This window comes from Psychrobacter sp. NG27 (genome assembly GCF_016106655.1).
GTDB lineage: Bacteria > Pseudomonadota > Gammaproteobacteria > Pseudomonadales > Moraxellaceae > Psychrobacter.
In genome coordinates, this window is the sequence record NZ_JADGIN010000004.1 from 154,896 (window position 1) to 169,509 (window position 14,614).

Here is a 14,614-nt window from a genome sequence, read left to right on the forward strand (position 1 = left end):
GTAGGTGCTTATAAGTTGGCATTTCATCGCTGTTGTAGCCACTTTAAAAGCTAATAGGCAATAAAAAGCCAGCTCCCATGTAAAGACAGCTGACTTGATAAATACGATTGGACTTAAACTAGAGAAGCTAGATTAGAACTGATAAGTTAAAGACGTTTTAATATTACGTCCCATTTCAAAATCAGTATAGGCATCATCGATAGAGTTGCGTGACGCATGGCTCGCATACGTCTCATCAAAGATATTGTATACACCTAGCGTGGCTTTTATACCTTCAACTTGCGTTGGCGTGTAGGTCATAAAGATATCATGCACATCATAGCTTGGTTTTTCGTTGTCATCACTAGCGGTATTCGGTGTTACAGCGGCCACATAAGTACTGCGCCAGCCAAGCTCAGTGGTTTCAGTTGGTGCATAGCCAAGGTTGACCATATATTTGTCACCAGACTCAGAGCTACTACCACTGACAGAAGATATGTTATAGCCCGTGTCTTCGCCTTTGCTACGTGCACGAGCATAGCTTAGACCCATGTTGAACTTATCTGCTCGATAATCAGCTGACAGCTCTACACCTTTAATCTTGAAATCTTCGTCATTATTAATGACACCCTGACAGCTACCATTGAGCTCTCCTGTTGCACAATCCAAGCCGACTCGGCCACTACCGGCACGTACAAACTCAATATAGTTTTCGATATTGGTTTCAAAGTACTTACCGCTCAACTTAAGAGAGTCGTCTGCCATGGTCAGACCACGCAGCGTTGTGGCAATACCGACTTCTGCATTGTCACCTTCTTCTGCTTTTAGATCGTCATTGACATACGTACCAGCGCCATCGGTATTAAAGATGGTTTGGCTGAGATCTGGACCATTAAACAGTTGCGTATAGCTTGCAAATAATTGGGTGCGCGGTGCAATCTCATAGCTGGCAGCCAGTGCGCCAACGACATTGTCATACGTTTTGCCCGCTGACACATACTCAGGAGACTCGTAACGGTCATAACGAACGCCCGGCGTTAAGCTGAGCTTGCCCATTTGCCATTGGTCTTCTAGATAGACTGAGGTATTGGTTGCCTCATCGGTACTGGTCGCACCAAAGTCACGCGTCATCTCAGATTCTTTTTTGTAATGCTCAACGCCAGCGATTAGCTTATGGCTGCCTGATACGCCATTAATGATGCTGCTATCGATAACACTGGTGTTTTGTACTTTGCCGCCTGTGGTTTTGACTTCTGCATCAAATTCAAACCCAGGTATACCATCAGAGTTACGCAGAATCTGTGTGCTTGTCTGATAGACATTGGCATCTACATTGACCAACTGGTTGGTAGGTTTGTAATTGTAGTCAAGCGCGTAAGTGTCACGTTTGACTTCTTGCGGAATGATTGGGTTCCAGCCAGCATCTGCTGGGAAATCTGGACGTAGTGGGAATAACCCTTTGTTTTCAGTACGGCTAAAGCTTGCGCCTACATGATGGTCATCAGCTATATAAGCGCCCGCTTTCAATAGGAAGTTTTCGCCTTCACTATCTTGTGTTTGAATATCACGGCCTTTGCCATCTTCGCCAGCATTGGCATCACGCTTACTATAATAAGCCAATAGATCCACATTTTCTGCCGGTGCGCCATAGACAGTGGCTGAGGTTAGCAGCTCATCGTTGTTACTAGCATAACCTGTATGAAGCTTAGCACCTACTTTTTGACCGGGCTTGAGTAAGTCAGCTGCATCGACCGTTTCAAAAGCAACCGCGCCGCCGATGGCATCGTTGCCTAGCGTCACTGAGTTATTACCCACTGATACTTCAGCTTGTTTTAGCAAGTCGGGATCAATAGTGACATCACCCATATGGTAGAACAACGCGCCTTCTTGGCGGGCACCATCAATCGTTACTTTTAGGTTGGTGTCATCGAGTCCACGCACACGGATGCGTTGATTGACCGATGACGTACCGCCCACACCTACGCCTGGTACCACGTTTAAAAAGTCGCTCAAATGGCTCGCTTGTGCCGCTGGCGTATAGTCATCTATATAGACAGAGTCTTCTTGTACATTATTACGTACAGAGCTATTGGCAGTCACAGTAATGGTCTGCAACGTTGCATTTGGCATATCTGCTGCCGTCGCAGCACTGGCAGCCTGCGTCCACAATACGGCGGCTACCCCTAGAGACAATACGGTCAACTGACTAGATAACTTTACTTCGCGCATAACACACTCACTTTATTTACTATTAGAATTTTTAAAGCCGTCGATAAACGGTCTCTTATAACACTGCCCTTTAAGCGACTTGGTTTTGATATGTCCAAGCTCGCTACGCGAATAACATTATTAATGTTAATGATAATGATTAGCATTTAATTAGTGAGGCATCATAACGAAGTATTAACAATTTGGCAATAATTAATATAAAAAATTTGCACGAATGATGCGGGCCAACCATTAACGTGAAATTAAGCATCTTGGTTACTGTCAATATGGGGTTATTGACCGTTAAACCGACGACCAGCTTAGATTGGACTGAAGAGAGAAAATAGAAATTATTTTGATAAGTAATAGTGATAAGGTCAGGCACTTGTTTTTCTTGTACTACTGTACTAGAATACTGAAACAAGATAGTTCTCAGCGAAAAATTGCTCGATGAGCGACTTATCTACTTTCTTTGGCTAAGATTACCTATTATGACTACCGATCCTTATCAGAGCTTAGTGAAACATTTGACGAACTGTACTAATGGCGCAGATATCGACAAGCTACTCAGTGCCTTGCTGACCGATAAAGAGCAGCACGACATCGCCAATCGTATCCGGATATTTGACTTGCTTGGTCGCGGTATCACCCAACGTGATATCTCTGAGCAGCTAGGCGTAGGTATTGCAACTGTCTCACGCGGTGCTAAGGCCATGCAAAGCCATGACGTCAGCGCGTTATTGGCCACCCATAGAGACTGCTCTTAAGCCACTGCTTGCGATATTCTCTATCCTTTTACTAACTATTATCTTACTTATTAATCGACACACATTTGATGAATTTTGGACTTTGTTATGACCTCTAGTACCTATCAGCATACCCAACCTGCTCCTATCGATATTCCGAGCAAGCCAAAGCGTATCAAGCTCACACAAGACATTGATTTTTTTGCGCTTTTTAAACGCATTGAGCGCGCTTTTGACACCTGTTATTTGCTTGAATCATTAGGCGAAGACAGCCATATCTCACGCCATCATGCCATTGGCTTTGATCCTGTCATGACCATTGCAGCACTAGACCGCACCACGCTTGTCATCACTGACAATAAAACGGCTCAAACCGAGCAGTACCAAACTGATAACCCTTATCAGCTGCTGCGTAGCATCACGCCACAGCATGTCATCGCTCGCGATCAAAGCGGTGGCCTAGTCGGTTACTTGGGCTATGACTGCGTGAACTTCTTTGAACCCAGCTTAAATGCAAAAGCCAGCGACGACTTTGAGCCCTTTAAATTTGGTGTGTATCTAGATGGCTTGACGCTGGATAAAATGACGGGGGAAATCTTCTATTTTTATTATCCGACCGAACAACAAGAAAACCGCATCGAGCAAATAAAGGCGTTACTTGATGAGTCAGTGCCAAGTTATGAGCCGCCGACGGTTGAATTTTTGGGCGATGGCATGAGCCAAGAGGAGCATGCCAATGTCGTCATGCAAGTCAAAGAAGACATCATCGCTGGGCGTATCTTTCAGTGTGAGGTTGGGTTTAAATCTAAGTATCGTATCGCTGGCGACAAAATGCCAATCTATGAAAAGTTGCGTGCCGTCAATCCGTCACCGCACATGTACTTTATGAAATTTGCCCAGCAGTGCATCATCGGTGCCTCGCCTGAACTACTATTCCGCTTGCGTCAAGGTGAAATGGAAACCTATCCACTCGCAGGCACTGCCAAACGCGGCGTCGATGTGATAGAAGATCGTAAGCTTGCCCGCGCATTGCTCAATGATGATAAAGAAATCGCCGAGCATAATATGTTGGTCGATTTACATCGTAACGATATTGGCCGTGTGGCACGATTTGGCACGGTAAAAGTCCGTAGCCTGATGGACATCAAACGCTTCTCGCACGTACAGCATATCTCCTCTGAAATCGTAGGCATCTTGCATCCTGATGAGGATATGTTTAGCGCGCTTGCCAGCAACTTCCCCGCTGGCACCTTATCAGGTGCGCCCAAGGTAGAAGCCATCAAAGTCATCAATGAGCTAGAGCCTGATGGTCGAGGCGCTTATGGCGGTGCATTAGGGTCGTTCAACTTTAATGGTGATTGTATCTTTGCCATTCCTATTCGCAGCCTCTTTATCAGCGGTGAGTCCGCCTATGCCCAAACGTGCGGCGGCAATGTCTACGACTCAAACCCAGCTGATGAGTATCTAGAGATTCAACGCAAACTGTCTGCGATGAAAGTGGTGCTAGATAGTTTTATGCAATCATAACTGATACCAAACGTACTGCGTAAATTGACCATATTTTACCTAGCTATATTTTTACAAAAGAGTTTATGACCCATGAATGTTTTAATTATCGATAACTACGACTCGTTTACCTTTAATCTCTACCAGTATGTGGGCGAGATTTTACAAACTTTAGGCGGTGATAAAGAAGCCAGCGTCATCGTTAAACGCAACAATGAGATCACCCTAGCAGATGTACAAGCGATGAATCTCGATAGAATCATCATCTCACCTGGCCCAGGCTCTCCCGATGATCCGGCCTACTTTGGTATCTGTGCCGAAGTGATCGAAGTAATGGGGAAAACGACGCCACTGCTGGGTGTGTGCCTCGGCATGCAAGGCATCGCGCATGTGTTCGGTGGCGATGTGATACGGGCTAGCGTGCCGATGCATGGCAAGGTCTCCTCCATTCGCCATGATGGTTTAGGCATTTATAAAGACTTGCCTCAAGAGCTTGAGATCATGCGCTATCATTCACTAATCGTAAAAGCCGATACCATACCGAGCTGCCTCACGATTACATCTGTGGTCGCCAATGACAGCCGTGCAGATTTGAGCTTTGACGAGTCAGCGCTGACCGGTGATGAAATTATGGGACTGGCGCACAAAGACTATCCAATCCAAGGCGTACAGTTTCACCCAGAGTCGTTTGCCACTGAAGGTGCTAAGCGTCTGTTGAGTAATTTTTTAATGCAGGTATAAATCCATCATGTCTATCACATCCCCAAATATAAAGCGCTCAGTCACACGTATGACGGTGTTTGCTAGCCTGATGCTAGTGGCTGTTATGAGCTCAGCAGTGGCACCTATCGAGGCAAACTTTATATTGGGGATGGACGTTCAAGGTCAGCGCCTCAATCTCTATGAAGACTGTGCAGAAGGCAGCGTGACTTGTGACAATATGCTACTGGTCGCACCCGATGTAGGGCTATTACTTCAAACAAAGCAGGCGGGCAAAAGACTCGGTAACAAGCCTTATGCCGTCAAGCTTTATCCTGCCAAAACCAAGCACAGTGTGTGTAATGATGGCGTGACCCCTTGTGGGTTTCAGGGCTATGCATTTAAGGGTGAAGACTTCAACGGATTTATAGATCCCTTAAATAATGAGCTATACATAACCAGTAACTGGACAACCGATAGCGATACTTTTCTCTACACAGAAAACCGCACGTATTTGCCATTAGTCTCGCAAGCCAAACTGATTGATACGATGTATAAAACATCCGACCAAACGTTAAATAGTAGCTACACTAGTACACGCCAAGCAGTCAGACGCCTCTATGGCAAGCAGATGACAGACGATTTAATACAAGAGCAGCGAGCGTGGATAAAGCAGCGCTCACAAGACTGCGGTGCAGATGTCTCACATCAGCCCAGAACCCAAGCTGAGAAAGTGTGCTTTATCCAGCAAAACAGTACCCGAGAGCAAGCGTGGTTTTTGTGGATTGATTAGGGCGTTTCCTAGACTTTTCTAATCCTTATAATTTCGATGCGTTCTTCTGCTATAGTCAGCGAACGACTAAACCGCTACGGTGTTACCCTCCCTAGAGGTACTATATGTACAATCTGCGGTCGGCTGCCTTGTAGCTGTTTTAGATTTCTTTGACTGTAAAGCTAATATCAGTCATGCCTATCGCCTATTTTCAGCATACCTTAGTATTTCTGAGCGACTCAGTCATATTTTCATGCTAGACTCAAATAACAAACAAAAGACAGCCTATAATAAGGCTGTCTTTTGTTTGTTTAGTATTGCTGGACGCGTTTTAACCACGGGTAATCTTGCAAAAGATTGTATTATTCAGATAATAATAAGAAAACGATATGGCGAACATGGATACCGCAGTGCCATCACCAAAGTCATGGATAGGCATCATTCAAATCATCACGGCAGCTGTTTGCTGGGGCACGTTGGGTATATTTTCTACCTATCTTAATCAAATCGGCTTTAGCGGCTGGCAAGTGACCATATTACGTATCGTCACGGCTGCTTTTATTATTCTAGCCATGCTCCCAAAACTATGGCCACATCTTGTTAAATTGCGACCCAAGCAATGGCTTGGACTGGCATTCCAGTCTTTGGTAGGTGTGCTTGGTATGTCGGTCTGCTATTTCTTTGCCGTCAGCTATGTGGGCGCAGGCCCCGCTGTCGCTCTGTTATATACTGCACCAGTTTTTAGCCTATTATTTTCGTCACTCTTGCTCAATGAATCTATTACGCAAAAATCAGCCCTACTGGCGCTAATGGCGGTGTTTGGTGTGGGATTGACCATGCTAGGTGAGCAAGCGCAAGTCAACTGGGGTATTTTACTGGGGCTATTATCAGGGATGTGCTACTCCCTATATGGTGTGCTGGGTAAACGCGCGATGCATGACGCCCACCCTGCCCCGTTGGTATTTTTTACCTCGATTATCATCAGTGCTGGTATGCTACTCTTATTACCAGAAACGTATCATACGTATGAGAAGCTACTGACCCTACCGCTAATGACTTGGGGCTATGTGCTAGGGCTATCTTTGCTAGGAACCGTAGTGCCATTTGGGCTATATATGAAAGCACTGGAGAAACTGCCTGCTAGTCGCGCATCTGTTTTTACCATCTTTGAGCCGTTGACAGCCATTGCACTTGCGACCATATTACTACATCAATCCCTGTCATTGATTCAGTATGTGGGCGTGATACTCATTCTATTGGCCGCTTTATTGAATGCCATGCTAAACGGTACTGCGACTCGCGTGCCACGTTGGTTTAGAAAACAACAAAAGGTATAAAATTTTTGATATCTTTATAAAAAAGCCCCAACCATGACAACATGATTGGGGCTTTTTATGATTTAGGACGTCACCTAGCAGTTGAAGCATACCACTCTGGTGCTACTGTTTTTCGATACGCTGTAAAAATGCTTGCGTACGAGGATGCGTTGATAGCTCAAACAACTGCTTGGCACTGCCTTCTTCGACGACCACACCATCTTCGATTAGTACCACATGATCAGCGACGTCACGAGCAAAGTTAATCTCGTGCGTCACCACTACCATCGTCCAACCTTCAGACGCTAGCTGCTTCATCGTCTCAAGGACATCTTGTACCAGCTCTGGATCAAGCGCAGAGGTTGGCTCATCAAACAATAGTAACGATGGCTCAATAGCCAGCGCACGGGCAATGCCAATACGCTGCTGCTGACCACCAGATAGCTGAAATGGGTAGAGATCTGCTTTGTCCGACAGACCTACTTTCTCTAATAATACCAATGCCTGTGCACGAGCTTGTGCTTTGCTCTGCCCTTGCACCACAGTAGGCCCAAGCATCAGATTCTCAATGGCCGTCTTATGTGGAAACAAGTTATAAGACTGAAACACCATGCCTGATTTGCGCTGTAGAGCCAATAGCGTTTTTTTGCTTGGCTTAGTGGCAAAGTCGACGCTCAAGCTGTCATCATCAAAAGCAATCACACCTTGATCAGGAATCTCTAGCGCATTGAGACAACGCAAAAACGTGGTCTTACCAGATCCTGAAGGCCCTAATATTACCACCACTTTGCCTTTATTAATGGTCAAGTCGATGCCTTTGAGCACTTGGTTGCCACCAAAAGCTTTATGAATATTAGTGACTCTGATCATAAAAATTCCTGTCGTGCTGGTCTCTGTGTTTCTAGTCTTAGTTGTAGTGATGCCTGTTGTGCCAATAGCAATGGTCTACTTTGCCACATAACGATCTAGCCTAGTTTCAAGCTTACCTTGGATAAAGGTCAAGAACAGACAGATACCCCAATAAATAATCGCCGCTTCGGTATATACCAGCATAAATTCATAGTTACGTGCCGTGATAATCTGTGCTTGTTTGAATAGCTCAGTAACGAGTACCAGTGACGCCAGTGAGGTGTCTTTTACCAGACTGATGAAGGTATTAGACAACGGCGGCACCGACACTCTAAGCGCCTGCGGCAAAATCACATGACGAAAAGTCTGTAGATACGTCAAGCCAACCGTTGAGCCTGCTTCCCACTGCCCTTTTGGAATCGATAAAATTGAGGCACGCACCGTCTCCGATGCATACGCACCGATGTTCAGTGAAAATGCAATAATCGCTGAGGGAAAGGGATCAAGCTTGAGCCCAACACTTGGCAGACCATAGAAGATAATAAACAACTGCACCAGCATCGGTGTACCGCGAATCGCAGAGACATAGACACGGGCTAATCTATAAATGACCTCATGGTACCAACTGGCACGCGGAATGATACGAATCAATGCTACCGCTAACGCAATGGCCATACCAATCACAAACGAGATCAGTGCCAGCGGTATCGAATAATAGATACCGCCTTTGAGCATTGGCCAAAACGACGAGATGACGATCTGCGCCCGATCAGGACTCATAAATGGCAGTATTGCCAATAATTCAGCCAGCATTGAGGTTATAGAGGCTAACATTATTTTTGCTGACTTATATCAGCACCAAAGAATTCTTCACTAAGCTTGGTGAGTGTGCCGTCAGCAGCCAATGCCGCCATCGCTTCATTCAGTTTTGCCAACACAGCATCATCACCTTTGATGAGCACTAAGCCTGAACCAGTCTGCTCACTCGCAGGAGCTGTCAGTTTGATCTCAAGATCAGAATCTGGGAACTTCTTAAGGTAATCAAGCACTGCCAGATTGTCATTCATTGTAAAGTCAGCACGGTCTTGCTTCACTAGCTGAATCGCTTGTGCCATGCCATCGACAGGGACGATTTCTGCGCCATAACGCTCTGCTAGCTCACCATAGTTACTGCTGAGTGATTGTGCGGTACGTAGACCTTTTAAGTTATCCCAAGAGCTATAACGATTGTCATCAGTCGATGCCAAAGCAACTGCACCTGACCAGCTATAAGCCGTCGCTTTATCGTATTTCGCTTGACGCTCAGGCGTGGTCAAACTAACTTGGTTGGCCACCATATCAAAGCGTTTTGAATCCAAACCTGCTAGCATCGCATCCCATTGGGTCTCTTTGAACTCAACGTCTACGCCTAATTTATCCGCCACTGCACGCGTGACTTCGACATCATAACCTGTCAGCTTGCCACTCTCATCATGATACGTGAACGGAGGATAAGTACCCTCTGTACCGACGTTGATGGTACCGCCATTATTGATACGTTGGAGCAAATCAGAACCACCTGCAGCAGCGCTGTCAGTTGCACCAGTATCGGCCTCATTGGTAGTAGATTGGCCACAAGCGGCAAGGAACATAGTACTGGCAGCAAGGGCTAAAAGCGTACGACGTTTCATAAGACGTCCTTATAAGAGTAAATGAATAGAGTGAAAATGATGAATACTAGTAAAACGTATAATGCCAATAAATAGGGAAAAGCCGACATGTGAAGGCAGTAGTTAATAACTTTCCTGCAATATTCGGCTTTGGTTGCCCGATTTGAGGCTATTTGGGCTATTTTTCAATACTGTTTCTATATTATATTTTAATTTTTAACGATTGTTCAATTATTATAGCGCATTCAGTCAATGACAATTGCTGCTCATTAAATTGCAGCTTATGGATATAATATCTCACTTTAGACAGAAAAAACGTACACAATAAGTGAGCATACGTAAGCTATAGTCAGTTCAATATAATTTCGATACAAGGAAACCGAGTGCAAGTTATACATTAGTATGCTTAGCGAGGATGACGATGTAGCGGATTTATATAGGCTTGACTATATCTGCTACAACTCGCCTGAGAACTGATAGCGATCACCCGCATGCCACATTTTTACGAAGGTAACGACCTGACCGGCTGAGTAGGTCTGTCGACGCAGTACGAGCGTTGGTGACTGCGGCGCAATTTGCAAAAACTCAGCAATCTCATCAGGGGCTGCCAAGGCTCGAATGGTATAGCTACCACGCTCGAGCGGGCTTTTAGCGATTAGATAATCACTGGTATTGACCACACTAAAATCCTGCTCAATAAACGCTGGTACTTTTGCCGCATCGACCCAGCGCTCCTCGAACTGTATAGGCTGACCATCCGCAAAGTGAATGATTTTTACCTCATATAGGACAGCTGTCTCACTGGTTTTCTCTACACTCATACTATTGGCATTATCGCCTGTGCTGGCAGATATGGTCGCGTCATCAATGCCAAACTTACGACGCAAGGTATCATCGAGCATATCAGCCGTAATAGCACGCTTGCTCACGACCTTTGCCTCATAATCACGATTGGCAGATTTTAAATCCTCAGCGATATTACGCACCTCAACAAACGTATGATTGAACTGCTGCTGCGCGACAAACGTGCCTGACCCCTGTCGACGCTCCAATACTCGCTCTTCGCTCAGCTCTTTTAGTGCGCGATTGACCGTCATCCGTGACACGCTAAACTCCTCAGCCAGCGCCATTTCTGTCGAAATTGCATTACCTGCTTGCCATTTCCCCGAATGTATATTGTCTAATATGGCGTTTTTTATGCGTTGATACGCCGGAATTGTCTTTGTCATATCCGTCTTTAACCATCAGTTTTACCAATAAGAATGACGCCATACTATCACGAGACCGCTTTGCAATCCTCAGTCAAAATGTCTAAGCGTTCAGTGTTGACCGAGCTGATAACAAAAATAATGCGCCCATCAATAAAAAATCCTTGCATGAAAAAAATATCTTTGATAATTTGTATATACAATTTTACGACAGTGCTAAAAATTCATTTTATCTGCTCGATATTTTTATGCATCCAGATGAACGTTTAATAAATTAATACCAGTCTGATCGTAAACCACTTATTTTAATTGCCCAATCGCCTCAAAAGATTTCACAAGGATTTGACCATGACTACTGATAGCAATAGCAAACCTACTCGCCGTGATGAGAGCCGCGAAATCGCAGCGCCTACGGGCAGCACCCTACATTGCAAAAGCTGGCTGACCGAAGCGCCGTATCGCATGCTGCAAAATAACCTGCATCCTGATGTCGCGGAAAACCCAAAAAGCCTAGTGGTCTATGGTGGTATCGGACGCGCAGCCCGCAACTGGGAAAGCTATGATCAAATCCTAGCGTCATTAAAAGAACTAGAAGACGATGAGACGTTGCTCGTGCAATCTGGCAAACCTGTAGGCGTGTTTCAGACCCACGAAAATGCTCCGCGTGTATTGATTGCCAACTCAAACCTTGTGCCGCGCTGGGCGACGTGGGAGCATTTCAACAAGCTCGATCGCAAAGACCTAATGATGTACGGTCAGATGACAGCGGGTAGCTGGATTTATATCGGTACCCAAGGCATCGTGCAAGGGACGTATGAGACTTTTGTGGAAGCGGGTCGTCAGCATTACGATGGCAGCTGGGCAGGTCGTTGGATTTTGACCGCCGGTCTTGGCGGTATGGGCGGCGCACAGCCACTAGCCGCGACTTTCGCCGGTGCCACTTCACTGAACATCGAGTGTCAGCAGTCTAGTATCGACTTCCGCTTGCGTACGGGTTATGTCGATAAGCAAGCCGATGATCTTGACCATGCTTACGAATTAATCAAACAGCATACCGATGCGGGTGAAGCGGTTTCCATCGCCTTACTTGGTAATGCCGCAGATATCTTGCCAGAGATGGTCAAGCGCGCCAAAGTAGGTGGCATGAAGCCTGATCTAGTGACCGATCAAACCTCAGCGCATGACTTAATCAACGGCTATCTGCCAAGCGGCTGGACGGTTGACGACTGGAAAGCTGCCCAAGAAGATCCAGAGCAACATGCAGCACTGACCAAAGCGGCCGCTGAATCTTGCGCCGTACATGTACAAGCAATTTTGGATCTCCAATCGATGGATATCCCAGCGACCGATTATGGCAACAATATCCGTCAGGTTGCTTTCGATGAAGGCGTCAAAGATGCCTTTAACTTCCCGGGATTTGTACCCGCTTATATTCGTCCGCTATTTTGCCAAGGTAAAGGCCCATTTCGCTGGGTAGCGTTATCAGGCGATCCAGAAGATATCTATAAGACTGATCAAAAAATCAAAGAGCTATTCCCTGAAAACACCCACATCCATCGCTGGTTAGATATGGCAAAAGAGCGTATTCAGTTCCAAGGCTTGCCTGCTCGTATCTGCTGGCTAGGTCTTGGTGAGCGGGATAAAGCAGGTTTGGCATTTAATGAAATGGTCAAAAACGGCGAGCTAAAAGGCCCGATTGTTATTGGTCGTGACCATTTGGATACGGGTTCTGTTGCCAGTCCAAACCGCGAAACAGAAAGCATGAAAGACGGCTCAGACGCCGTATCTGATTGGGCGCTATTGAACGGCATGCTCAATGTCGCGGGCGGTGCGACTTGGGTATCACTGCATCATGGCGGCGGTGTTGGCATGGGCTACTCGCAGCATTCAGGTATGGTCATTGTCGCAGATGGTACAGACGCGGCGGCCAAACGCTTATCGCGAGTACTGGTCAATGACTGCGGCTCAGGCGTCATGCGTCATGCCGATGCAGGTTATGAGTTAGCAATTAAAACAGCCAAAGACTATGGTCTGAATCTGCCGATGGTTAAATAACTCGAATCATTTTACTTTATAAAAATAAATAGCCAGATAACTATGCAACTAGGATTACCTCTATGAACAATATCAAACAACTAACCCTACACCCTCGCCAGCTTAGCTTTAAGATGCTACGTGATATCTACGAGCAGCCTGTCATATTGACACTACCTGAGAGCGCTTATGCCGCAATAGATGCCTCACACGAAGATGTACGAACCATCATTGCACGAGACAAAAGCGCTTACGGTATTAATACGGGTTTTGGCCTGTTAGCAAAGACGCGTATCGGTGACGACCAACTTGAGCTGCTTCAGCGTAACTTGATCGTTTCTCATTCGGTAGGCACTGGTGAAGCTCTTCCTGCAGGCGTAGTACAACTGATTATGGTGATGAAAGTCGCCAGTTTGGCTCAAGGTGTCTCTGGTGTGCGCCGCGAGGTGGTAGACAGTTTACTGGCCTTAATCAATAATCAAATCACACCAAATATCCCAGCCAAAGGTTCAGTTGGTGCCTCTGGTGACTTAGCGCCTTTATCACATATGACGCTTGCAATGATGGGGGAAGGTGATGTCTTTGTTGCGGGTAAAAAAATACCTGCGGCTGATGCCCTAGCGCAACATGGACTTGAGCCTATTACTCTTGCAGCCAAAGAGGGCCTTGCGCTTATCAACGGTACGCAAGTCTCAACTGCTCTAGCGTTACGTGGTTATTTCTTAGCGCGTGATTTACTTGAGACTGCGACCATTGTAGGCTCACTATCAATTGATGCTGCCAAAGGATCCGATTCACCGTTTGATGCGCGTATTCATGAAGTACGTGGTCATCATGGTCAAATAGAAATCGCAAAAGCACACCGTCAATTAATCAAAGGCAGTGCTATTCGTGCCTCACACGATGGCGAGCAAGACGATAGAGTACAAGATCCTTACTGCTTACGCTGTCAGCCACAGGTTATGGGTGCCTGCCTTGATATCATCAATCAAGCAGGGAAAACTCTGCTAATCGAATCTAATGCAGTGACTGACAACCCACTTATCTTTAATAACGAAGATGGCCCTGTCGCCATATCAGGTGGCAACTTCCATGCCGAGCCTGTCGCTTTTGCCGCTGATATTTTAGCGTTGGCTATCGCTGAGATTGGCTCGATGTCTGAGCGCCGTGTCGCTTTGCTAATCGATGCGACTCTGTCTGGTGGCTTACCGCCATTCTTGGTTGATAACGCTGGGGTGAACTCAGGCTTTATGATTGCTCATGTAACCGCCGCAGCACTGGCATCAGAGAATAAGTCTATCGCCCATCCTGGTAGTGTCGATAGTATCCCGACTTCTGCCAACCAAGAAGACCATGTGTCGATGGCCACCTATTGCGCACGCCGCCTATATGAGATGGCACAGAATACTGCCACCATCATCGGTATTGAGCTTCTAGCTGCTGGTCAAGGTATCGATTTCCATCGCGGATTAGAAACTTCAGAGCCGTTGACCCTAGCACATCAAAAACTACGTGAAAAAGTGACTTTCTATGACAAAGATCGCTACCTCGCCCCTGATATCGAAGCAGCCAAGCAGCTGGTATTAAACGGTACGCTTGCTGAGCATTGGCAGTCACTACGCAGCGATTGGTACGAATCTAAATAAAT

At 46.1% G+C, this 14,614-nt stretch carries 12 protein-coding genes; 7 read left to right on the forward strand and 5 right to left on the reverse strand.

The annotated features are described in order from the left end of the window. Positions 1 to 132: 132 nt before the first annotated feature. Entirely contained in the window at positions 133 to 2,208 is a 2,076-nt protein-coding gene (locus IP485_RS08335; RefSeq protein WP_198326837.1) for a TonB-dependent receptor domain-containing protein, read from the reverse strand. A 470-nt stretch (positions 2,209 to 2,678) separates the two neighbouring features. On the opposite strand from IP485_RS08335, the gene IP485_RS08340 reads away from it, so the two are divergent. The 5 genes from IP485_RS08340 to IP485_RS08360 all read left to right on the forward strand — a co-directional run bounded on the left by IP485_RS08340 (position 2,679) and on the right by IP485_RS08360 (position 7,247). Beyond that, positions 2,679 to 2,954, forward strand: a complete 276-nt coding sequence (locus IP485_RS08340) for a Trp family transcriptional regulator (protein ID WP_198326838.1) — start codon at positions 2,679 to 2,681, stop codon at positions 2,952 to 2,954. A gap of 87 nt (positions 2,955 to 3,041) precedes the next feature. Beyond that, positions 3,042 to 4,460, forward strand: coding sequence for an anthranilate synthase component I family protein (locus IP485_RS08345; RefSeq protein WP_198326839.1), 1,419 nt, complete (start codon positions 3,042 to 3,044; stop codon positions 4,458 to 4,460). Positions 4,461 to 4,532: 72 nt separating this feature from the next. Then, a complete protein-coding gene (locus tag IP485_RS08350) occupies positions 4,533 to 5,180 on the forward strand; it encodes an anthranilate synthase component II (RefSeq protein ID WP_194364840.1) in 648 nt (215 codons plus the stop codon). A gap of 7 nt (positions 5,181 to 5,187) precedes the next feature. Next, complete coding sequence (locus IP485_RS08355; protein WP_198326840.1) at positions 5,188 to 5,931, forward strand: lysozyme inhibitor LprI family protein; 744 nt, start codon at positions 5,188 to 5,190, stop codon at positions 5,929 to 5,931. 368 nt (positions 5,932 to 6,299) lie between these two features. Then, positions 6,300 to 7,247 (forward strand): DMT family transporter, encoded by a 948-nt coding sequence (locus tag IP485_RS08360; protein WP_198326841.1) that lies wholly within the window; start codon positions 6,300 to 6,302, stop codon positions 7,245 to 7,247. Positions 7,248 to 7,349: 102 nt separating this feature from the next. On the opposite strand, the gene IP485_RS08365 is transcribed toward IP485_RS08360, so the two are convergent. The 4 genes from IP485_RS08365 to IP485_RS08380 all read right to left on the reverse strand — a co-directional run bounded on the left by IP485_RS08365 (position 7,350) and on the right by IP485_RS08380 (position 10,953). After that, entirely contained in the window at positions 7,350 to 8,096 is a 747-nt protein-coding gene (locus IP485_RS08365) for an amino acid ABC transporter ATP-binding protein (RefSeq protein WP_198326842.1), read from the reverse strand. A gap of 75 nt (positions 8,097 to 8,171) precedes the next feature. Continuing rightward, positions 8,172 to 8,855: an amino acid ABC transporter permease gene (locus IP485_RS08370; protein WP_197176596.1), complete on the reverse strand. Its 684-nt coding sequence runs from the start codon at positions 8,853 to 8,855 to the stop codon at positions 8,172 to 8,174. A gap of 53 nt (positions 8,856 to 8,908) precedes the next feature. Next, positions 8,909 to 9,745, reverse strand: coding sequence for an amino acid ABC transporter substrate-binding protein (locus IP485_RS08375; RefSeq protein ID WP_194364836.1), 837 nt, complete (start codon positions 9,743 to 9,745; stop codon positions 8,909 to 8,911). 434 nt (positions 9,746 to 10,179) lie between these two features. Further along, positions 10,180 to 10,953, reverse strand: coding sequence for a UTRA domain-containing protein (locus IP485_RS08380; protein ID WP_198326843.1), 774 nt, complete (start codon positions 10,951 to 10,953; stop codon positions 10,180 to 10,182). A 327-nt stretch (positions 10,954 to 11,280) separates the two neighbouring features. Here IP485_RS08380 and hutU point away from each other — a divergent pair, with 327 nt between their 5' ends. Then, positions 11,281 to 12,987, forward strand: a complete 1,707-nt coding sequence (gene hutU / locus IP485_RS08385; RefSeq protein WP_198326844.1) for a urocanate hydratase — start codon at positions 11,281 to 11,283, stop codon at positions 12,985 to 12,987. Positions 12,988 to 13,049: 62 nt separating this feature from the next. Beyond that, positions 13,050 to 14,612 carry a histidine ammonia-lyase gene (gene hutH, locus IP485_RS08390; protein ID WP_198326845.1) on the forward strand — a complete coding sequence of 521 codons (1,563 nt, stop codon included), beginning with the start codon at positions 13,050 to 13,052 and terminating at the stop codon, positions 14,610 to 14,612. Positions 14,613 to 14,614: the final 2 nt, after the last annotated feature.